The following is a 19970-nucleotide window of genomic DNA, read 5'->3' as shown; positions in this document are numbered from 1 at the left end:
TCTGGTAACTGGCTAATTTATCTGTTAATTACTGAGCAAGACAAAATGGCAGAGGACCGCACCGTCACGTTACGCTGTAAAATTTCCTGCACAGCCGCCAGAAAGAAAGTTTGTTAATTAAAAGATAATTTTTATAGACCAAAAAGAAATTAATTTGCTGCCTTTCGGTGACATTCTGTGAGCCATCGCGCATTAACCCGCTGGGGCATGGCATTTGCCAGCGGCGTCAGGCTGTGCTTTGTTAAAGCAGCACAGTCCGGTTAATCAGCGAAGGAGAGGTTATGACCCGTCTTACCGCCCAGGATTTTCCCCAGGAACTGCTTGAGCTTTATGACTACTATGCGCACGGTCGCATCAGCAAGCGCGAGTTTCTCTCGCTGGCCGCGAAGTTCACCATCGCCGGCATGACCGGAGCCACCCTGCTCAGCGCCATGAGCCCCAATTATGCGCTGGCAGAGCAGGTGTCGTTTACCGATCCTGATATCAACGCCGAATACATTCACTACCCGTCGCCCCAGGGACATGGCGAGGTACGCGCTTATCGGGTGCGCCCGACTCACGCCAGCGGCAAGCTGGGTGCCGTGGTGGTGGTACACGAGAATCGCGGCCTGAACCCTTACATTGAAGACGTGGCGAGACGGGTCGCCAAAGCGGGCTATGTTGCGCTGGCGCCGGATGGCTTAAGCTCGCTGGGCGGCTATCCGGGCAATGATGAAGAGGGCCGTGCGATGCAGGCCAAAGTCGACCCGACCAAACTGATGAACGATTTCTTCGCGGCGGTCGATTTCCTGATGCAGCATCCCGAGGGGAACGGCAAGGTCGGCATCACCGGCTTCTGTTATGGCGGCGGCGTGGCCAATGCGGCGGCAGTGGTGTTTCCTGAGCTGGCCTGCGCCGTGCCGTTCTATGGCCGCCAGCCAAAAGCGGAAGATGTGGCGCGCATTCAGGCGCCGCTGCTGCTGCACTATGCCGCGCTGGATAAAGGCATCAACGAAGGCTGGCCGGCTTATGAAGCCGCCCTGCAAGCCAGCCACAAAACCTATGAAGCGTATATTTATCCCGGCGTGAATCACGGCTTTCACAACGACTCAACGCCACGCTATGACAAAGCCGCCGCCGACCTGGCATGGGGTCGCACACTCGGCTGGTTTGAGAAATATTTGCACGCCTGAGCCTGGCGCGCCGCGACGGCACTCACGCCGTCTGCGGCGCTTTAATGATGCGGTGGACATTGCTTTCCAGCCAGTCGGCGAGGCCGATGACCTGCCCTTCCACCTCATGGCCCAGCGCCGTCAGCCGGTACTCCACGTGCGGCGGCACCACTTCATAGGCGATACGCTCAATGAAGCCATCCTCTTCCATGTAGCGCAGCGTCTGCGCCAGCATGCGTTCACTGATGCCACCAATCCGGCGGCGCAGTTCGCTGAAGCGCAGCGTCTCAGCGCGCAGCGCCAGTAACACCAGCACACTCCAGCGGCTGGTAATCCGTTTTAACACTTCACGCGACGGGCAGTTCACATTGAGTAATTCACCACGGGAAAATTTATCACTCAGGTTTTCAGCCATTTACATCACTCCGCTCAAACTAACAAATCTGTAAGTACTTACTAAAAGTTAGTTTATCCCGTAGGCTGTTTCCATACCAGTTCAACCTGAGGAAAAACACCATGATTGCGATTACCGGAGCCACTGGCCAACTGGGCCGTTTAGTGATTAATGCTTTGCTGAAGAAAGTACCGGCCAGCGAGATCATCGCGGTGGTACGTTCACCGGAAAAGGCGCAGGACCTGCAGGCGCTCGGCGTCGCGCTGCGTACCGCGGATTACAACCAGCCACAGACGCTACAGGGCGCCTTTGCCGGCGTGCAGAAAGTGCTGCTGATCTCCTCCAGCGAAGTGGGCCAGCGCGAGGCCCAGCACCGGGCGGTGATTGATGCCGCCAAAGCGGCAGGCGTGTCATTTATCGCGTACACCAGCCTGCTGCACGCGGATACTTCACCGCTGGGTCTCGGCGTGGAGCATCGCGCCACCGAAGCGCTGCTGCAGGCTTCAGGCATCCCTTATGCCCTGCTGCGTAACGGCTGGTACAGCGAAAACTATGCGGCCAGCATCGCACCGGCGTTAGCGCATCATGCCTTTATCGGCGCGGCGGGCAACGGGCGCATCGCGTCGGCGGCGCGCGAGGATTATGCTGCCGCGGCGGCAGAGGTGATCAGCCGTGACGATCAGGCCGGCAAAGTGTACGAACTGGCCGGCGATGACAGCTATACGCTGGCAGAATTCAGTGCGGAGATCGCCCGCCAGTCCGGCGAACAGGTGGAGTACGTTAACCTGCCGCCTGCGGAATTCAGCGCGGCGCTGATCGGAGCCGGCTTACCCGCGCCGCTGGCCGAACTGCTGGCGGATTCCGACGCCGGTGCCGCTCAGGGTGCCCTGTTCGACGACAGCCACACGCTCAGCAAACTCATTGGCCGCCCGACCACACCGTTCGCCGCGGTAATTAAGGCCACGCTGGCAAAGTAAGGCGCTGATGGCGCCCTCACCTGCGGTGAAATCCGGGGTGAGGGCGGCGAGAAACCCTCTTTTCCCCGTCTCGTTTGCCATCAAATGATCAACCTCTTCCCGCTTTTTTGCCGTCATCACTGACGATTTTCTTATTTACAGATAAATCTGTTCATTTATTTAAAGCTTCATCTGAAACACTGCTTTCAATTCCTGAAATATAGGGCGTTGTATTCGCTGAAAAAAGCCTAAAATAGCCGATCAATCGACAAGATTTATTACGTTCATAGATATTTCGCATTGTTGTCTCATCGGGTCAGAGATCTATAATTTGTCCTTTGAGCAACCAGGCAATTTCAGGAGGCCGCTATTAATACTAACCACCAGCAACGTCAAGCTTTCGGAGAACACGAAGCCCATGCTGATCTGGGGTATCAATACGATCCTCACGAGTTTATCCGCGAAGGTATGCAGGATTCGGAGCCGGAACCCGAGCTGATCGAAGGCCTGCCTGCGCCTGATGCGCTGACGCCTGCCGATCGTTATCTGGAGCTGTTTGAGCACGTGCAGACGTCACGTATTTTTGCCGACAGCAAAACGTTTCCGGACTGCGCGCCTAAATTCGATCCGCTGGATATTTTAATCCGCTATCGCCGCCGTAAACGCTCGGCGGAGTTCGACCTGGAAAAATTTGTCCACGAGCATTTTTATTTACCGCAAGTCAATGAGAGTTTTTATGTTTCCAATCCGGATAAAACCCTGACGGAACATATTGACGATCTGTGGCCAGTGTTAACCAAAATGCCGCAGCAGCATTTACCGCATTCTTCCCTGCTGCCGCTGCCGAAGCCCTACGTGGTGCCCGGCGGGCGTTTTGGTGAAACGTATTACTGGGACTCCTACTTCAGCATGCTGGGACTGGCCGAAGCGGGCCGCGACGATCTGCTGCGTCATATGGCGGACAACTTCGCCTGGCTGATTGATAACTACGGTCACGTGCCGAATGGCAACCGTACCTATTACCTCAGCCGCTCGCAGCCGCCGGTGTTCGCGCTGATGGTCGAGCTGTTTGAAGAGGACGGCATTCGCGGCGCGAAGCGCTATCTTGACCAGCTGATGAAAGAGTATCAGTTCTGGATGGACGGGGCTGGCGAGCTGATGCCGCACCAGGCCTATCGCCACGTGGTGCGCATGCCGGATGGTTCGCTGCTCAACCGCTACTGGGATGATCGCGACACGCCGCGCGATGAGTCGTGGATGGAAGATGTGGAAACCGCCAGCAAATCGCGTCGGCCGGCCAGCGAGGTCTATCGCGATCTGCGCGCCGGTGCCGCTTCCGGCTGGGATTACTCCTCGCGCTGGTTGCGCGATCCACAGCGTCTGGCCAGCATTCGCACCACCCAGTTTATTCCGGTGGATCTGAATGCGTTTCTCTACAAGCTGGAGCTGATGATCTCGACGCTGGCGCACGCGAAGGGCGAAGAACTCACCGGCCTGGCGTGGCAGAAGAAAGCGGATGCGCGCAAGCAGGCGATTCATCGCTATCTGTGGGACAACACCGCAGGCGTGTACCGCGACTACGACTGGCGACGTGAACGCTTTGGTGCCTTTACCGCAGCGGCGGTGGTACCGCTGTTCCTGGGGCTGGCATCACCCGAGCAGGCGCATCTGCAGGCGGTGGCGCTGCGCCAGCTGCTGCTGACGCAGGGCGGCCTGGTGACCTCCATGGTGGAGAGCGGCGAGCAGTGGGATAAACCCAACGGCTGGGCGCCACTGCAGTGGATGGCGGTGGTCGGCCTGAATAACTACGGTGAAGAGACGCTGGCAACGGAGATTGCGGTCAACTGGCTGACTACGGTGAAGAATTTCTATTCGCTGCACCATAAGCTGGTAGAGAAGTACGATATCAGCGGCGATCGCGCCCGCCCGGGCGGCGGCGGTGAGTATCCGCTACAGGACGGCTTCGGCTGGACCAACGGCGTCACCCGTCGCCTGCTGGCGATGTACGGGCATTTGCTGGCGGATTGATAATGCGGTTGGGTGTGGTAGCAGGCGGGATACTGCGGCCTGATGCCCTCACCCTGGCCCTCTCCCACCGGGAGAGGGAAACGCTGCCATATGCAGGACTGAGACAGCCCAGGTTAATTCAAGAGCCAATCCCCCGCTCGATCGGTCCCCTCTCCCGCAAGCGGGAGAGGGTTAGGGTGAGGGGAAAAAACGCACTCCCCCCTCAATTCCCCTGCAAAAACGCCAGCAGATCCGCATTCAGCTGGTCCTGATGCGTCACCGCAAAACCGTGCGGGCCGTTCTCATACACTTTCAGCTGTGAACCCGCAATCATCTCGTGCACCAGCTTGCCGGTGGCTTCAAACGGCACGATTTGGTCGTTACTGCCGTGGATCACCAGCGTCGGCACATCCACTTTGGCAATATCCGCACGGAAATCTGTCTCAGAGAACGCGGTCACGCAATCCAGTGTACCTTTCAGCGACGCCAGCAGCGCAATGTTCAGCGTCTGCGTCAGCACCCCATCGGAAACCGTCTGGCCCGCGTTGGTGCCGTAAAACGGCGTGGCGAACTCTTTGATAAACTGCGCACGATCCTTCAGCAAACCCGCTTTAATCCCGTCAAACACCGCTGATTCCACCCCTTCCGGGTGGTCGTCGGTTTTACCAAAGATCGGGGTGACGGCGCCCAGCAGCACCAGTCCTTTCACTTTCGCGGTACCATAACGACCGATGTAGCGCGACACATCCCCGCCGCCCATCGAGAAGCCCACCAGCGTCACCTCATCCAGCTGCAGGTGCTCGATCAGGCCGTGAATATCGTCGGCAAAAGTGTCGTAATCGTAGCCTTCCCACGGCTGATCGGAGCGACCAAAGCCGCGGCGGTCAAACGCGATGACGCGATAGCCGCGCTCGGCGAGGAAGTTGAGCTGGCTGTCCCACATATCGGCATCCAGCGGCCAGCCGTGGCTGAACAGCACCGGCTGCCCCTTGCCCCAGTCTTTGAAGTACAGGTTTACGCCGTCTTTAGTCTTGAATGTGCTCATGTTTTTTCTCCGTTAGTCAGTGATGTTGTGTCTGGCAATCAAACTAGCGTGGGATGCTGGAAAAACCTAAAGCAGAGATTTTGACAACTTGTGCAAAGATTTTTGCTAAGCCCTGCCGTCAAAAATCCTTGTACAAGTTGGCCGATTTTTTCCGCTATCTCCTGACGGGCGAGCTTCGTATCGTGCTCTCATCGCACACTGACAGGAACAGCCTGATGAACCAGCCAAATCCACAAACAGCGCGCAGCGGCGCGTTTTCCCCTTTCGCCTACGGGCTTTTCGCCGTGATCTGGACCGCTTCGGTGCTCGGCAATACCGGTAGCTTTATCCGTGACGTCGCCAGCGCCTGGCTGATTACCGGACTGTCGGATAACCCAACCGCCGTCGCGCTGATGCAAACCGCCGCCACGCTGCCGGTATTTCTGCTGGCGCTGCCGGCCGGCGTGCTGTCAGATATTGTTGACCGCCGCCGCCTGCTGATTGTGGTGCAGCTGCTGATGGCCAGCGTCAGCGGCACGCTACTGCTGCTGTCGCACAACCACTGGCTCACCGTTGAATGGCTGATCGGCCTGACCTTTGTCGGCGGCGTCGGCGCGGCGCTGTTCGGTCCGGCATGGCAGGCCATCGTGCCGGAGCTGGTACCCCGTCATGAGCTGAAAAATGCCGTCGCGCTCAACTCGCTGGGCATCAATATCGCCCGGGCGATTGGACCGGCTACCGGCGGCCTGCTGCTGGCAAGTTTAGGTGCTATGGCCGCTTACGGTGCCGATGTCGCCAGTTATTTTTTCGTCATCGCCGCGCTGCTGTGGTGGAAACGTCCGGCGAAAGCCGCTACCGCGCTGAATGAGCACTTCTTTGGCGCTTTCCGCGCCGGGCTGCGCTATGTGAAAGCCAGCCGCGAACTGCATCGCGTACTGTTGCGCGCCGCGCTGTATTTTGCCTTCGCCAGTGCCATCTGGGCGCTGCTGCCGCTGGTGGCGCGCACCATGCTGCACGGCAGCGCGGGCTTTTATGGCTTGCTGCTTGGGGCCGTCGGTGCCGGTGCCATTGCCGGCGCGCTGCTGCTGCCGCGCCTGCGTGCCCGGCTGAGCCATGATGGACTGATGCTGCTCTCCGCCGTGCTCAGCGCGCTGGTCATGGTGGCGCTGTCGCTCAGTCCGCCGCAGTGGCTGGCGCTGCTGCTGATGCTGGTACTGGGCACCGGCTGGATCATCGCGCTGACGACCCTCAACGGCGTGGCGCAGGCGGTGCTGCCCGACTGGGTGCGCGGTCGCGGGCTGGCGGTCTATCTGATGGTGTTCAACGGCACGCTGGCGGGTGGCAGTCTGGCCTGGGGGCTGATCGCCCAGCACATGGGCCTGGCACCAACGCTGATGCTGGCCGGCGCGGCGCTGCTCATCACGGCGCTGCTGGCAAAACGGCTGGCGCTGCCGGCGGGCGAAGCGGATCTGCAGCCAGCGCAGCACTGGGCTGAACCAGTGGTGAGCGATGCGGTGGATATCCGCCGTGGCGCCGTACTGATCCAGATTCGCTACCGTGTTCCCCAGGCCGATCGCGCCGCTTTCCAGCACGCCATGCACAAACTGGCGCAGGCGCGACGCCGTGACGGTGCCTATGCGTGGGGATTAATGGAGCAGACCGACGATGCCGGGGCGCTGCTGGAGTGGTTTATGGTGGAGTCATGGCAGGAGCATTTGCGTCAGCACCAGCGCGTCTCGCGCGCCGATGCTGAGTTACAGCAGGCGGTACTGCAGTTCCATCAGGGTGATGAACCCCCGCAGGTCAGCCATCATATTGCGCTGTGATCAGGCTGGCGCGTAGATGTCACTCAGGCCGGGCAGCGTCGGCAGGCGCTCGCGCCACCAGATAGCCGCGTTGCCGCAGGCGCTCTCATTCCACGCCAGATAGGCGATATCGCGCCGGCACTCGCTGTCCAGCTGGCGCGCCACCAGCGCACCGCTCGCCAGGTGCGGGCGCGCCAGGTAAAGCGGCAGATAACCACAGCCGAGCCCGGCAAGATGCGCCTGCAGTTTGGCCGGGAAATCATGCACGCTCAGCGTCTTCTGCTCATCCAGCACGCGTAAATCCATCCCGGCACCGTGGCGGGATGAATCATGCACCGTGACCGCGCGATACTGGCGAATCTGTTCGCGCAGCAGCGGTTCGGGCTCCGCCGCCAGCGGATGGTCAGGAGCGACAGCGAACACATACTCCAGCCAGCCCAGCGGCTGGCAGACAATCTCTTTGCGCGTGGCGGGTTCCTGGACCGCGCCAAAGACAATGTCCGCTTCGCCGTAGTGCAGCGCTTCCCAGCAGCCGGCCAGCACGTCCTGACGGAACTGCAGCTGGGTGTGCGGGTGCTGCTGATAAAATTCGTCAATCAGCGGCGTGAGGATGCTAAACGGCAGCGAAGCATCCACGCTGATGGTCAGCAGACTCTCCCAGCCGCTCTCCACGTAGCGCGCCTGCTGCTCCAGCTCGTTCACCGCACGCAGCAGCGTCCGCCCTTTTTCCAGCATCAGACGGCCGGTCGGCGTGAACGTGGCGCGATGGCCGGAGCGGTCGAGCAGCGTGATTTTTAAATCGCTCTCCATCTTCTGCACGGTATAGCTCAACGCCGACGCGGTTTTGAACAGTCGCGCGGCCGCAGCGGCAAAGGTGCCATGACGATCGAGCGCATCCAGAATCAGCAGCGCCTCCAGATTTAAACGCATTCCCTACCCTCCGTAAAAAAAGTTGAACGACAACGTAAAAACAATCCGTTATCAATAACTGCTGTCATTTCGTATTTTTTTCCTCATCGGCGCAAGCATTTTTAACCGCGCATTAACACGGTGGCTGAGGGCCGCTACGCTTAATTTAACGGAGAGAACAGAATGACGACCGCATCCCTGATTTTTACCAACGGTAAGTTTCACACCGTCGACCGCGCAAACCCGCTGGCCACCGCCGTAGCCATCAAAGACGGCAAGTTCCTCGCCGTAGGTAGCGAAGCGGACGTCATGCGCTTTGCCGGCAGCGACACGCAAATCATCGACGCCAAAGGGCACACTGGCATTCCCGGCCTGAACGATTCCCACCTGCATCTGATTCGCGGCGGCCTTAACTACAATCTTGAGCTGCGCTGGGAAGGCGTGCCGTCGCTAGCCGATGCGCTGCGTATGCTGCGCGATCAGGCACTGCGTACGCCGTCACCGCAGTGGGTGCGCGTGGTCGGGGGCTGGAGCGAGTTCCAGTTTGCTGAGCGCCGCATGCCGACGCTGGACGAAATCAACGCCGCCGCGCCCGATACGCCGGTCTTCATTCTGCATCTGTATGACCGCGCGCTGCTCAATCGCGCCGCGCTGAAAGTGGTGGGCTACACCAAAGAGACCCCCAACCCGCCGGGCGGCGAAATCCAGCGCGACAGCAATGGCAATCCGACCGGCATGCTGATCGCCCGTCCTAACGCCATGCTGCTGTACGCCACGCTGGCGAAAGGGCCAAAGCTGCCGCTGGAACAGCAGGTTAACTCGACGCGTCAGTTTATGCGTGAACTGAACCGCCTCGGTCTGACCAGCGCCATTGACGCCGGCGGCGGCTTCCAGAATTACCCGGACGATTACGACGTGATCGCCGAACTGCACGCGAAAAAGCAGCTGACGGTACGCATCGCCTATAACCTGTTCACCCAGCGTCCCGGCCACGAGCTGGAAGACTTTGAGAAGTGGACCGATATGCTGAAGCCGGGCCAGGGCACCAATTTCCTGCGCCACAACGGTGCCGGTGAAATGCTGGTGTTCTCGGCGGCGGACTTCGAAGATTTCCTCGAACCGCGCCCGGATCTGGCACCCGGCATGGAAGATGAGCTGGAGCGCGTGGTGCGTCACCTGGTGGAGCATCGCTGGCCGTTCCGCCTGCACGCCACCTATAACGAATCGATCAGCCGCATGCTGGATGTGTTTGAGAAGGTGAATCGCGACATTCCGTTCAATGGCCTGCACTGGTTCTTTGACCATGCGGAAACCATCACTGAAGCCAATATTGAGCGGGTAAAAGCGCTCGGCGGCGGCCTGGCGGTGCAGCATCGCATGGCTTTCCAGGGGGAATACTTTGTCGATCGCTACGGTAAAGAGGCCGCGAAGCAGACGCCGCCGGTGGCGCGCATGCTGGAGGCCGGCGTGCCGGTGGGCCTCGGTACCGATGCCACCCGCGTTGCCAGCTATAACCCGTGGACCGCACTGTACTGGCTGGTTTCAGGCCGTACCGTCGGCGGGATGCAGCTGTACGATGACAACGCACGCATCGACCGTGAAACCGCGCTGATGCTGTGGACCAAAGGCAGCGCCTGGTTCTCCAGCGAGCAGAGCGCCAAAGGTGAGATCAAAGTCGGCCAGCTGGCGGATCTGGTGCTGTTGTCGAAAGATTTCTTCAGCGTACCGGAAGAGGAGATCAAAGGCATTGAATCGGTGCTGACGCTGGTGGATGGCAATGTGGTGTATGCCGCTGGCAGCTTCACGCCGCTGGCACCGCCGCCGGTGCCGGTGTTGCCGGAGTGGTCGCCGGTGGTTACCGTGCCTGGTCACTACCGCAGCGCCCCGCCGCAGACCAGCGGCCGCGCCGCGCGGATGCCGCAGGTACACCAGTGCAGCGGCCCCTGTGGCGTGCACAGCCACGCTCATGATGTCGCGCGCCAGTCATCGGTGCCGGTGTCAGACAATAACGCGTTCTGGGGTGCGCTGGGCTGTTCCTGTTTTGCGTTTTAAGTGATAAAAGGGTGCGGGCGCTGACCCTCACCCCACCGATATATTGCCTGCCAGGCCAAAGCCCTGCTTACCGTTCTTTTTAATCTGGTACATCGCACCATCCGCCCGGGTCAGCGCGTCGTCGAAGCTGTCCCGCCGGTGTACCGGGGCGATACCGATCGAAGCACCAATCCGCGCATGACCATTGTCGACATCAAACGGCGTCAGTGCCGCATCCAGCACCGCCTGCGCCAGAATGCGCACCTTCGGGTAGTCAATCAAAAACGGCAGCAGCAGCACGAACTCATCGCCGCCAAGCCGCCCGACGATGGCCTCTGACGGCAGCAAATCGCGGATGCGCTGGCTGAGCTGAATTAGCACCTCGTCACCGCTGCGATGGCCGAGCGTGTCATTGACGTGCTTGAAGTTGTCGAGGTCGATAAACGCCACGCACAGCGGCCCGGCGCGTTGCAGCTGACTAAAATGCGCCTGCAGCGCGTGGCGGTTGGGCAACGCGGTTAACGGGTCGTGATGCGCCAGCAGGGAGAGCTGGGCTTCGTAATTCTTCTCTTTGGTCATGTCGATATGGGTGCCGGTCACTTTGAGCGGATTACCCTGCTCGTCCCACTCGCTGACGCGTCCGCGATCCAGCACCCAGGTGATTTTGCCGTTCTTGCCGATCATACGGTGCAGCGCCTCGTAATAGGGCGCGCGTCCTTCAATATGATCGTAAAAGGCGCGCAGCACCTCATCGGCATCTTCCGGATGCAGGCACTCGCGCCAGGCATCAAAGCGCGCTTTGGTCTCTTTCGCCTGAAAGCCGAGCATCGCGCCCCAGCGCCGGTTAAAAATCACCAGCTTGCCGCTGGGAATATCCAGCTGCCACAGGCATAAGCCGGTCCCGTCCAGCGCCGCGTTCAGCTTATTACGCGCGTCGTGCGCCAGGCGCTTGAGGCGCGCATTGTGCTTTTTCAGGTTCTGAATCTGCTGGCGCAGCGCTTCTTCGGACATGGTTGATCGCTGGAGAGAAAATAAGGGCTATTTTGCCTGCACGATAGATTCTGTAAATAAAACAAATGAAAAGGCGATTAGCGTCGGAAAATTGCGCCGGGTTCAGCAGGAATGGCGAAGCAACGCGGTAATTTCAGCAAACAAAACTTACACTTACTAAAAATAGCAGCGCGCTTCGCTTCGTCGCGCCGGCGAAACCTGCCTTTCACCAGGAATTTTCTCTCCTGTTTTTAAGAAATTTCTTAAGCGCGATTTAAGTCCACTTGTATTAAGTCGCTGTTGAAGGATGCCTGACGCGCAACGTGCCGTCAGAGAAGAAGCGCCGTCATGGTGGCGGCGCGCGCAACCGGTCCAGCGAGTGAAATCATCCGTGAGTAAACGCATCCTCAGCCTCCTTCTGTTACTGGGCTTTTGCCTGTCTGCCTGGGGTGCAACCACGTTAAATTTCTCGCCGCGTTATGGTCTGGTAGCACCGGAAGTCACGCTGTCGCCGCAGAGCCAGCAGTGGCTGAAACAGCACTCCGTGCTGCGCGTCGGCGTGTGGAACAACCCGCTGCCGCCCTATTCCGTGTCGTTTGAAGCCAATACCTACGAAGGACTCTCGGCCGATTATCTGGCCATCGTGGCGAAGGCGTTAAATCTGCCGGTGAAAATCAAGGTGTATAAAACCCGGCTGGAGCTGGTGGATGCGCTCAACGACGGTGAAGTCGATCTGATTCCTTACTACACGCTGGCCGCCAATCAGGATACGCAGCTGGCGCTGAGCCTGCCGTATTCACTGGCGCGCAGCGTATTAATCAGCAAACGTAACGCGACCTTCGACAGTGAGCTGAAAAATAGCCGCTATCGCCTGCTCTATTACGGTGATGCGGAACTCAAAGCGCTGCTGCACAAGCGCTATCCGCGCGCCACGCTGGCGCCGGCCGCGCCGCCGCTGTGGGCCTACACCGACACCGCGTTCAGCGAAAACACCCTGTTCTGGAGCAACAGTGCCACTCAGCGCTTTCTTTCGCATCGCGGCCTGCAGAACGTGATTGAAGCGCACAGCACGCCGTACACCAACGATGTCGACGCGCGCTTTGCCAGCAACAGTGCCAATCTGCCGCTGATCGCAGCCATTGATGAAATCCTGAAAAACATTCCGCTGCGCAACGCGGTACAGATTGCCGAAGCCTGGAGCCTGGATTATCAGTCGGTGGTGAAAAATTATCCCCTCGATCTGAGCGAACAAGAGGCGGCGTGGCTGGCAGAGCACCGGGAAATCACCGTCAACTACGATCCCTCGCACACGCCGTTTACCTTCGTTGATAACCGGCAGCGCGTGGTCGGCCTGAGCGTGGACCTGCTGAAAATGATTTCCCAGCGCACCGGCATTCGCTTTCGCTACAACCCGATTCAGGGGTTGAGCAACATGCGCGATACGCTTAATCGCCAGCGCGATGCGATTATCGCCGTCAGCGACGCCACCGCGCAGCAGGACGACAAAATCCGCTATACCCGCTCCTACATCTACTCGTCGTGGGTAGTGGTGACGCGCAAAGACAGCCCGTGGAAAAGCTTTGATGAGATGGCGGGCAAGCGCATCGGTATCTATGAGCGCGCTTACTATCGTTACGATTTACGCGAACGCTGGCCGGGCATCAACTTCGTCGAAAACGGCGTATCGATTGATTCACTCGGTCAGCTACTCGATAAGCAGCTGGATGGCTTTATCGTGCCGTACGAGTCGTCGCTGTTTCTGCTCAACAATCATTTTAATGACAGCTTCAAAGTGGCGTTTGTCGCGCCGCTACCGATGTTCCGCATGGCGATGGCGGTCAATGGCCAGGATCAGGTGCTGCTGTCGATCCTTAACAAAGCGCTGTCCGATATTCCGCAGCCGACCATGCAGTCGCTGATGGAGCGCTGGATCAAATACACGCCGCCCGCCACCAGCACCTCGTGGCAAAGCTATCGCAGCTATATATTGCGCATCGTCGCCGTGGCCGGGCTGGGCCTGCTGTTTTTCCTGTGGCGTAACCATCTGCTGAAAGCCTCGCTGGCCAAACAGCGTGAGCACGAGCGTGAAATCAGCGAGCAGCTGGCGCATATCGAAGCGCTGATGGCCGACCTGCGCAAAGCCAACGAAGTCGCGGTGCGCGCCAGCGAAGCGAAAAGCACCTTCCTGTCGCACATGAGTCATGAAATCCGCACGCCGCTGGCGGCGCTGATTGGCCTGCTGGAAATCGAGCATCTCGGCCAGAGTAATGAACAGCAGCGGCAGAAAAACATTGATGTCGCCTGGGAGTCGTCGCGTTCACTGCTCTCGCTGGTGGGCGATATTCTCGACCTGGCCAAAATCGAATCCGGGCATTTCAGCGTGCAGCTGCAGCCGATGTCGCTCAGTGAAGTGGTGCGGGATTGCGAAGCGCTGTTCCGCCAGGTGGCGCTGAACAAGGGGCTGGCGCTGAATATCGTGCTGGAGATGGAGCAGGACCAGGTGCTGTTTGACCCGGTGGCGCTGAAGCAAATTCTCTCCAATCTGGTGAGCAACGCCATCAAGTTTACTTCGTACGGCGAAGTGGAAGTGGCGCTGTATCAGGCAGAGAGCACGCGGCCGGAGTATGTGCTGGAGGTGAGCGACAGCGGGGTTGGCCTGACGGCAGAGCAGCAGCAGGCGATCTTCGAGCCGTTCATTCAGGTCGATCAGGGCAGCAACCGCGCCAGCGGCACTGGGTTAGGCCTGAATATCTGCCGCCGGCTGGCGGTGATGCTCGGCACCGAGCTGCACGTCGAGAGTGAACCGGGTGACGGCAGCGTGTTTATGCTGCGCTTCCGCGCGGAAGCGGCGAGCATTGAACATGAGCAGCCCGCCCTGCCACAGCCGGTGGAGCCAGCAAAACAGGCTGCACTGCGCATTCTGATTGTCGATGACAACGCCACCAACCGCCTGCTGCTGGCCCAGCAGCTGCGCTACGCCGGGCACCATGTACTGGTGGCGGATGGCGGTGCAGCGGCACTGGCGCTGTGGCGCGAAAATCAGCCGGACCGCGTAATTACCGACTGCAACATGCCGGAGATGGACGGCTTCGAATTCACCCGCCAGCTGCGCGCCGAAGAGAAGCGCCTGGTGCGACGCGCGGTACCGGTTTACGGCCTGACGGCGATGGCGGAGGAGCGCGTGGCTCAGCTGGCGCAGGACGCCGGCATGAACGGTTGTCTGTTTAAACCGCTGGAGCGCGCGCAGCTGCTGCAGGTGATCACCGGCGCACCGATGAACCCGACGCGCGACGATACCCTGCTGACGCTGGAGAATCTGGCGGCAAACAACCCGCAGGCGTGGCGCGACCTGGTGACCACCGCGCGCCAGCAGAACAGTTACGATCTCGCCCAGCTGACGCAGGCGGTGGCTGCGAACAATTTTGCTTCGGCGCGTCACGCCGCGCATCAGCTACTCGGCAGTGCCCGAATGCTGCGCGCCGACGCGCTGCAACATCGCTGCCGCGCCGCCGAACAGGCGGCGGAGCATGAAGATGGTGCGCTATTACAGCAGCTGCTGCCGGAGGTCGCCGGGGCGGTGGCCGAGCTGGACGCGCTGTTCCTGCGTGCCCTGGAAACACCTATTCCTGAAGAGGTGATGTAATGAAAGAGAGCGCAATCTGGCAGATTGCCGTGCTGGACGATCATCCGCTGATTGGTAAAGCCATGCAGTACCGCTTAGCGCAGGAGCCGCAGCTCGATCTGGTCGGGGCTTTTGCCCAGCGCCAGCAGCTGATGGCCTTCCTGCAGCGCCACCCGCTCGATATCCTGGTGCTGGATTACATGCTGGGTGAAGACCAGCTCGACGGGCTGCAAATGGTGAAACAGCTGCGCCTGCACTACCCGCAGCTGAAGATTCTGGTGTCGTCCGCGGTGGAGAAACCAGCGATTGTCCAGCTGTTGCTGAAAGCCGGCGTGCAGGGATTTGTCGGTAAAAGCCACGATCAGGAGGTGCTGATCGATGCCATCCATCAAATCTGTCGCGGCAAGCGTTTCCTGACGCCGGACATGATGCTGGAGCTGGATAAATTCCAGGAGAGCGATCGCGAGATGCACGACTACCTGACGCCGCGCCAGGCGGGCGACGACATCTCGCTGCTGCTGCGCGAGCTGAGCCCGCGCGAAATCGAGGTAATTCGCTGTTATCTCGACGGGTTGAGCATTACGCAGATCGCCGGTAAATACGCGCGCAGCCGCAAAACCATCAGCGGTCAGAAGCAGACCGCGCTGCGCAAACTGGGGCTGCGCTCGGATCTCGAACTGTTTAAGTACAAGCAGTATTTCACCGAGCTGGTGACCACCCAGTAAGCGACTGCGCTGCGGATAAAACCGGTTCTGTGACGCGGATCAAGGCTTAATCGCCGCGCAATGCTGCCTTCATGAATTCTAGTATGGTAGTTTAGCCATTATCATACAGACACGATGACGGTGGATGACATAATGCAGCTGACAATGCGGTGGTTTGGGCCGAAGGAAGACAAGGTTTCGCTGGAATATATTCGCCAGGTACCGGGCGTACGCGGCGTGGTGGGCGCACTCTACGATGTGCCGGTAGGCGAAACCTGGCCGCAGGAGAAGATCCAGGCGCTGGTCGATCAGGTGCACGCAGCCGGACTGACGGTTGAAGTGATTGAGAGTGTTAATATTCACGACGACATCAAGATCGGCCTGCCAAGCCGCGATCGCTATATCGCCAATTATCAGCAAAGTATCCGCAACCTGGCGGCCGCCGGGGTAAAAGTGATCTGCTACAACTTCATGCCGGTGTTTGACTGGATGAAGACGGATATGAATTACGTGCTGCCGGATGGCTCCATCACCATGGCCTTCGAGAAGCAGGGCATTGATAAAAGCCTCGACGAGGTGGTGAAAGAGGTGCTGGGCAGCGCTAACGGCTTCGCGCTGCCGGGCTGGGAGCCGGAACGGCTCGCAAAAGTTCAGGAGCTGTTTGCCAAATATCAGGACGTTGATGACGCGAAGCTGCGTGAAAACCTCGCCTATTTCCTCAAAGCGGTGATCCCGGTGTGTGAAGAGGTGGGCGTGAAGATGGCGATCCACCCGGACGATCCGCCGTATTCGATCTTCGGTCTGCCGCGCGTGGTGAAGAACCGCGACGATCTCGACTGGATCTGTAACGTCGTCGATTCTGAAGCCAACGGCATCACGTTGTGCACCGGATCGATTGCCGAGGATCCGCAGAACGATGTCTATGCCATTCTGGCCGAATTCTCGCGCCGCAAACGCATCCCGTTTGCCCACGTGCGCAACATCAAGATCATCCGCGATAAAGATTTCTACGAGTGCGCGCATCCGACGGAATATGGCTCGCTGGATATGTATAAAGTGCTGCAGTCGATGTATGACAACGGCTTTGACGGCTATATCCGTTCGGATCACGGCCGCTTTATCTGGGGTGAAACCGGGCGCCCAGGCTACGGTTTGTACGACCGCGCGCTGGGCACCACTTATCTGCTGGGCCTGTGGGAAGCGCTGAGTAAACGTTAATGGGCTACGATCTGGCGCTCACCCTTGCGGCTTTTTCAGTAACGGCACCAGCAGCGCCGCGACGAAAAATCCTGTCATGATCAGCCAGAACGCGTCGGAAAAGGCCTGGGTGCGCGCTTCACGCAGCGTCAGCGCCGCCAGCGACTGCAGCGCGGCCGTATGCGCGGCATCCGGGCTCAGGCCGCTGGCCATCAGCGCCTGAGCGCGCCCCTGCAGAAAATCACCCAGCGTCAGGCTGGCGCTGTTGAGATGATCCGCCAGCCGGCTAAAGTGCAGGTTGGTGCGGTCGTTGAGCACCGTACCGCACAGGGCAATACCAATCGCACCGCCAAGGTTGCGCATCAGATTAAACAGGCCAGACGCGAGCTTCAGGCGTGCCGGTGGCAAACTGCCCAGCGTCAGCGTCACCGTCGGTGCCACGGCAAACTGCTGCGCCATACCGCGAAATGCCTGCGGAAACAGCAGCTCCTTCGCCCCCCAGTCATGGGTAATCGGCACGAAGAAATGCATCGACAGCGCAAAACAGATCAGCCCCGCCGCCAGCAAAATACGCAGATCGACGCGGTTCGCCAGCCAGGCATACAGCGGGATCGACAGAATCTGAAACACCCCGGTGGAGAAGATCGCCAGTCCAGTCTCAAGTGCGCTGAAGCCGCGCACCTGGCTGAGAAACAGTGGCGTAAGGTAAATGGTGGCAAAGATCCCTACGCCCGCCATAAACGAGAAGTAGCAGCCGAGGCTAAAGTCGCGGTCCTTGAGCGCGCGTAAATCGACAATCGGTTTGGCATGCCGCAGTGTGCGGATCACAAACAACACGCCCGCCGCCAGCGCAATCCAGCCGGTGGTGGCAATGGTGTCATCATCAAACCAGCCCCAGCGCGGCCCCTCTTCCAGCGTATATTCCAGACAGCCGAGCGCCAGCGCCAGCAGCACGATGCTGAGATAATCCGCGCCGCGCAGCAGTTCGCGGTTGGGCGCGTCAATGTTCACCAGCAGCGGAACCGCAATGGTGATGTAAATACCGGGAATGATGTTGATAAAAAACAGCCAGTGCCAGCTGAAGTTATCGGTGATCCAGCCGCCAACGGTCGGGCCAAGCGTCGGCGCCAGCGACGCCAGCGCGCCGACGGTCGCGGCAGCAATCACCCGCTGCCGGCCCTGGAAAAAGGCGAAGGCGGTAGTGAACACCAGCGGGATCATCGAGCCACCCGCCAGCCCCTGCAGCGCACGGAACGCGATCATGCTCTGAATGTTCCACGCCCAGCCGCACAGCAGGCTCATTAGCGTAAAGCCGCAGGCCGAGGCGGCGAACAGCCAGCGCGTAGACAGCACGCTGGCCAGCCAGCCGGAGAGCGGAATAATGATGATTTCGGCGATCAGGTAGCTGGTCTGCACCCACACGGTTTCATCATCGCCCGCCGACAGGCCACCGCCAATGTCGCGCAGCGAAGCTGAGACAATCTGGATATCCAGCAGCGCGATAAACATGCCGATGCACAGGGTGGCAAAGGCGAAGACTTTCCGGCTGACCGGCATCTGCGCGGGCGCGATCGGCGCGGCGACCACGCGGCTCATTGCGCGCTGCGCTCATCGACGGTAACAGTCACCGACAGTCCCGGACGCAACAGCCCGAGCGTGGCCGCATCGCCGTCCAGCGCAATGCGCACCGGCACGCGCTGGACAATTTTGGTGAAGTTACCGGTGGCGTTTTCCGCCGGCAGAATGCTAAAGCGCGAACCGGTCGCAGGCGACAGGCTGGCGACATGCCCGCTGAAGGTGCGGCCTGGCAGCACGTCCGCGATAATCGTTGCCGTCTGGCCTGGCCGCATGTGCGCCAGCTGGCTCTCTTTAAAGTTGGCGTCAATCCACAGCCCCTGCGCCGGCACCAGCGACAGCAGCTGCGTGCCGCTGCTGACATACGAACCAGCCCAGGCGCGGCGATTGCCGATTACGCCATCAAACGGCGCGCGGATAGCGGTGTATTCCAGATTGAGCTGTGCCAGTGCCAGGTCGGCCTGCGCCTGTGCCAGCGCGGCGTGCGTCTGCTGCTCACGCGCATCCAGCACCTGCAGCTGACGTTCGGCGACCGCGCGATCGGCACGGGTTTTGCCTTCCTGCGCCAGCGCCTGATGGTAATCGGCCTGCGCATGATCGCGAATCTGCTGCGACACCGCAGCGCTGCTCACCAGCGCGTCATAGCGGCGCTGGTCGGCGGTGGTTTTCTGCGTCACCGCCTGCGCCGCCAGCAGCGCAGCACGCGCGCCGTCGATGGTGGCCAGCTGGAGCTGGCGCGTGGCGGCGATATCCTGCAGCGCCGCCTGCTGCGCGGCGACTTCGCCCGCCGCACGGTCAACCGCCGCCCGATAGTCGCGGTTATCCAGCTGCACCAGCAGGTCGCCCTTTTTAACCGCCGCATTATCCTGCACCGCCAGGGTCTGGACATAGCCGGACACTTTGGCCGAAATCGCACTGATATCTGCGCCGACGTAAGCATCATCGGTCGAAGGCATAAAGCGCGCGCTGTGCCACCAGTAATAGCCATAGCCGGCCAGCGCCACGCCGCCGCAGGCCAGCATCAGCAGCAGTGCCGCTTTTTTCCGCGTCAGGCTCATGGTTCGTTCCCGGCCACCGTCTGCGGGGCGAATTTTTGCGCCGTATCGCCTGCGCGCTTTCTCGCCAGATACTGCTGGCGATAGTGCATCATCGGGCTGGCCGCCGGGCCTGGCACCATCTGGTATTTGTCACTGGAGAGCGGCTGGCCGGTGGCGCTGTCGACCATTTGCGGCGTCACCGGGCGCTGAGTGGCGCTTTCAACCAGCTGCATCTGCCGCCCTTCCGGTGAAAAGTGGGTGCTGCCCCACTCGGCCAGCGCCAGTATTACCGTGCGAAAATCGCGGCCCGCCGCAGTGAGCTGGTACTCGTAGCGTGCCGGAGCGTCGCTGTAACACACCTTTTCCAGCAATCCATCCTCCACCAGCTCTTTCAGCCGGCGCGACAGAATATTAGGTGCCACGCCGCTGCTTTTCTGAAATTCATCAAAGCGGGTAAAGCCGGCCAGCGCATCGCGCATGATCAGCATGCTCCAGCCATCGCCGACGCGTCCAAGGCTGCGTGCGATAGGGCACGGCATATTACACAGAGGTTGGTTTTTCATGGGCC

General features: G+C 60.0%; 15 protein-coding genes. 8 read left to right on the top strand and 7 right to left on the bottom strand.

What is annotated here, in order from left to right; translation table 11 throughout:
* The first annotated feature begins 281 nt into the window (after positions 1–281).
* Positions 282–1172, top strand: a complete 891-nt coding sequence (yghX, locus tag QMM04_RS07420; RefSeq protein WP_058759656.1) for a YghX family hydrolase — start codon at positions 282–284, stop codon at positions 1170–1172.
* A gap of 22 nt (positions 1173–1194) precedes the next feature.
* On the opposite strand, the gene QMM04_RS07415 is transcribed toward yghX, so the two are convergent.
* Positions 1195–1566: a helix-turn-helix domain-containing protein gene (locus QMM04_RS07415; protein WP_021507610.1), complete on the bottom strand. Its 372-nt coding sequence runs from the start codon at positions 1564–1566 to the stop codon at positions 1195–1197.
* A gap of 101 nt (positions 1567–1667) precedes the next feature.
* Between QMM04_RS07415 and QMM04_RS07410 the strand changes: the two genes are divergently transcribed.
* Both QMM04_RS07410 and treF read left to right on the top strand, forming a co-directional pair.
* Positions 1668–2522: an SDR family oxidoreductase gene (locus tag QMM04_RS07410; protein WP_058770640.1), complete on the top strand. Its 855-nt coding sequence runs from the start codon at positions 1668–1670 to the stop codon at positions 2520–2522.
* A 348-nt stretch (positions 2523–2870) separates the two neighbouring features.
* Positions 2871–4529, top strand: a complete 1659-nt coding sequence (gene treF / locus QMM04_RS07405; RefSeq protein ID WP_058759659.1) for an alpha,alpha-trehalase TreF — start codon at positions 2871–2873, stop codon at positions 4527–4529.
* Positions 4530–4731: 202 nt separating this feature from the next.
* On the opposite strand, the gene QMM04_RS07400 is transcribed toward treF, so the two are convergent.
* On the bottom strand, positions 4732–5553 hold the full coding sequence (locus QMM04_RS07400; protein ID WP_282995922.1) for an alpha/beta hydrolase: 822 nt from the start codon (positions 5551–5553) through the stop codon (positions 4732–4734).
* A gap of 215 nt (positions 5554–5768) precedes the next feature.
* Between QMM04_RS07400 and QMM04_RS07395 the strand changes: the two genes are divergently transcribed.
* A complete protein-coding gene (locus tag QMM04_RS07395) occupies positions 5769–7358 on the top strand; it encodes an MFS transporter (RefSeq protein WP_127833654.1) in 1590 nt (529 codons plus the stop codon).
* On the opposite strand, the gene QMM04_RS07390 is transcribed toward QMM04_RS07395, so the two are convergent.
* Complete coding sequence (locus QMM04_RS07390; protein WP_021507614.1) at positions 7359–8267, bottom strand: LysR family transcriptional regulator; 909 nt, start codon at positions 8265–8267, stop codon at positions 7359–7361. It abuts the gene before it with no gap.
* 162 nt (positions 8268–8429) lie between these two features.
* Here QMM04_RS07390 and QMM04_RS07385 point away from each other — a divergent pair, with 162 nt between their 5' ends.
* Complete coding sequence (locus tag QMM04_RS07385; RefSeq protein WP_058774850.1) at positions 8430–10298, top strand: amidohydrolase; 1869 nt, start codon at positions 8430–8432, stop codon at positions 10296–10298.
* Between the two features lie 27 nt (positions 10299–10325).
* Here QMM04_RS07385 and QMM04_RS07380 read toward each other — a convergent pair whose 3' ends face one another.
* Positions 10326–11288 carry a sensor domain-containing diguanylate cyclase gene (locus QMM04_RS07380; protein WP_166719826.1) on the bottom strand — a complete coding sequence of 321 codons (963 nt, stop codon included), beginning with the start codon at positions 11286–11288 and terminating at the stop codon, positions 10326–10328.
* A gap of 370 nt (positions 11289–11658) precedes the next feature.
* Between QMM04_RS07380 and QMM04_RS07375 the strand changes: the two genes are divergently transcribed.
* The 3 genes from QMM04_RS07375 to uxuA all read left to right on the top strand — a co-directional run bounded on the left by QMM04_RS07375 (position 11659) and on the right by uxuA (position 16811).
* Complete coding sequence (locus tag QMM04_RS07375) at positions 11659–14910, top strand: transporter substrate-binding domain-containing protein (protein ID WP_282995921.1); 3252 nt, start codon at positions 11659–11661, stop codon at positions 14908–14910.
* Positions 14910–15614 (top strand): response regulator transcription factor, encoded by a 705-nt coding sequence (locus QMM04_RS07370; protein WP_282995920.1) that lies wholly within the window; start codon positions 14910–14912, stop codon positions 15612–15614. The genes QMM04_RS07375 and QMM04_RS07370 overlap by 1 nt, the downstream gene beginning before the upstream one ends.
* A gap of 132 nt (positions 15615–15746) precedes the next feature.
* Positions 15747–16811 (top strand): mannonate dehydratase, encoded by a 1065-nt coding sequence (gene uxuA, locus QMM04_RS07365; RefSeq protein ID WP_031279714.1) that lies wholly within the window; start codon positions 15747–15749, stop codon positions 16809–16811.
* Between the two features lie 18 nt (positions 16812–16829).
* On the opposite strand, the gene QMM04_RS07360 is transcribed toward uxuA, so the two are convergent.
* Genes QMM04_RS07360 through QMM04_RS07350 form a run of 3 tightly spaced genes read right to left on the bottom strand, consistent with a single transcriptional unit; the run spans position 16830 to position 19965 of the window.
* On the bottom strand, positions 16830–18386 hold the full coding sequence (locus tag QMM04_RS07360) for a DHA2 family efflux MFS transporter permease subunit (RefSeq protein WP_059012174.1): 1557 nt from the start codon (positions 18384–18386) through the stop codon (positions 16830–16832).
* On the bottom strand, positions 18383–19423 hold the full coding sequence (locus QMM04_RS07355; RefSeq protein WP_059012177.1) for an HlyD family secretion protein: 1041 nt from the start codon (positions 19421–19423) through the stop codon (positions 18383–18385). The genes QMM04_RS07360 and QMM04_RS07355 overlap by 4 nt, the downstream gene beginning before the upstream one ends.
* Positions 19420–19965: a helix-turn-helix domain-containing protein gene (locus tag QMM04_RS07350; RefSeq protein WP_058780409.1), complete on the bottom strand. Its 546-nt coding sequence runs from the start codon at positions 19963–19965 to the stop codon at positions 19420–19422. The genes QMM04_RS07355 and QMM04_RS07350 overlap by 4 nt, the downstream gene beginning before the upstream one ends.
* Between the last annotated feature and the right edge of the window lie 5 nt (positions 19966–19970).

Source organism: Pantoea sp. Pa-EAmG (assembly GCF_030024295.1).
Lineage (GTDB): Bacteria > Pseudomonadota > Gammaproteobacteria > Enterobacterales > Enterobacteriaceae > Pantoea > Pantoea dispersa.
This window is presented reverse-complemented; position numbering and strand designations above follow the sequence as displayed.

What these genes read in the sequence shown, in the direction of transcription:
- QMM04_RS07385 (WP_058774850.1), top strand. Translation starts at nt 8,430, where the DNA reads ATGACGACCGCATCCCTGATTTTTACCAACGGTAAGTTTCACACCGTC.
- QMM04_RS07410 (WP_058770640.1), top strand. Translation starts at nt 1,668, where the DNA reads ATGATTGCGATTACCGGAGCCACTGGCCAACTGGGCCGTTTAGTGATT.
- QMM04_RS07355 (WP_059012177.1), bottom strand. Translation starts at nt 19,423, where the DNA reads ATGAGCCTGACGCGGAAAAAAGCGGCACTGCTGCTGATGCTGGCCTGC.
- QMM04_RS07400 (WP_282995922.1), bottom strand. Translation starts at nt 5,553, where the DNA reads ATGAGCACATTCAAGACTAAAGACGGCGTAAACCTGTACTTCAAAGAC.
- yghX (WP_058759656.1), top strand. Translation starts at nt 282, where the DNA reads ATGACCCGTCTTACCGCCCAGGATTTTCCCCAGGAACTGCTTGAGCTT.
- uxuA (WP_031279714.1), top strand. Translation starts at nt 15,747, where the DNA reads ATGCAGCTGACAATGCGGTGGTTTGGGCCGAAGGAAGACAAGGTTTCG.
- QMM04_RS07350 (WP_058780409.1), bottom strand. Translation starts at nt 19,965, where the DNA reads ATGAAAAACCAACCTCTGTGTAATATGCCGTGCCCTATCGCACGCAGC.
- QMM04_RS07390 (WP_021507614.1), bottom strand. Translation starts at nt 8,267, where the DNA reads ATGCGTTTAAATCTGGAGGCGCTGCTGATTCTGGATGCGCTCGATCGT.
- QMM04_RS07360 (WP_059012174.1), bottom strand. Translation starts at nt 18,386, where the DNA reads ATGAGCCGCGTGGTCGCCGCGCCGATCGCGCCCGCGCAGATGCCGGTC.
- QMM04_RS07380 (WP_166719826.1), bottom strand. Translation starts at nt 11,288, where the DNA reads ATGTCCGAAGAAGCGCTGCGCCAGCAGATTCAGAACCTGAAAAAGCAC.
- QMM04_RS07415 (WP_021507610.1), bottom strand. Translation starts at nt 1,566, where the DNA reads ATGGCTGAAAACCTGAGTGATAAATTTTCCCGTGGTGAATTACTCAAT.
- QMM04_RS07395 (WP_127833654.1), top strand. Translation starts at nt 5,769, where the DNA reads ATGAACCAGCCAAATCCACAAACAGCGCGCAGCGGCGCGTTTTCCCCT.
- QMM04_RS07370 (WP_282995920.1), top strand. Translation starts at nt 14,910, where the DNA reads ATGAAAGAGAGCGCAATCTGGCAGATTGCCGTGCTGGACGATCATCCG.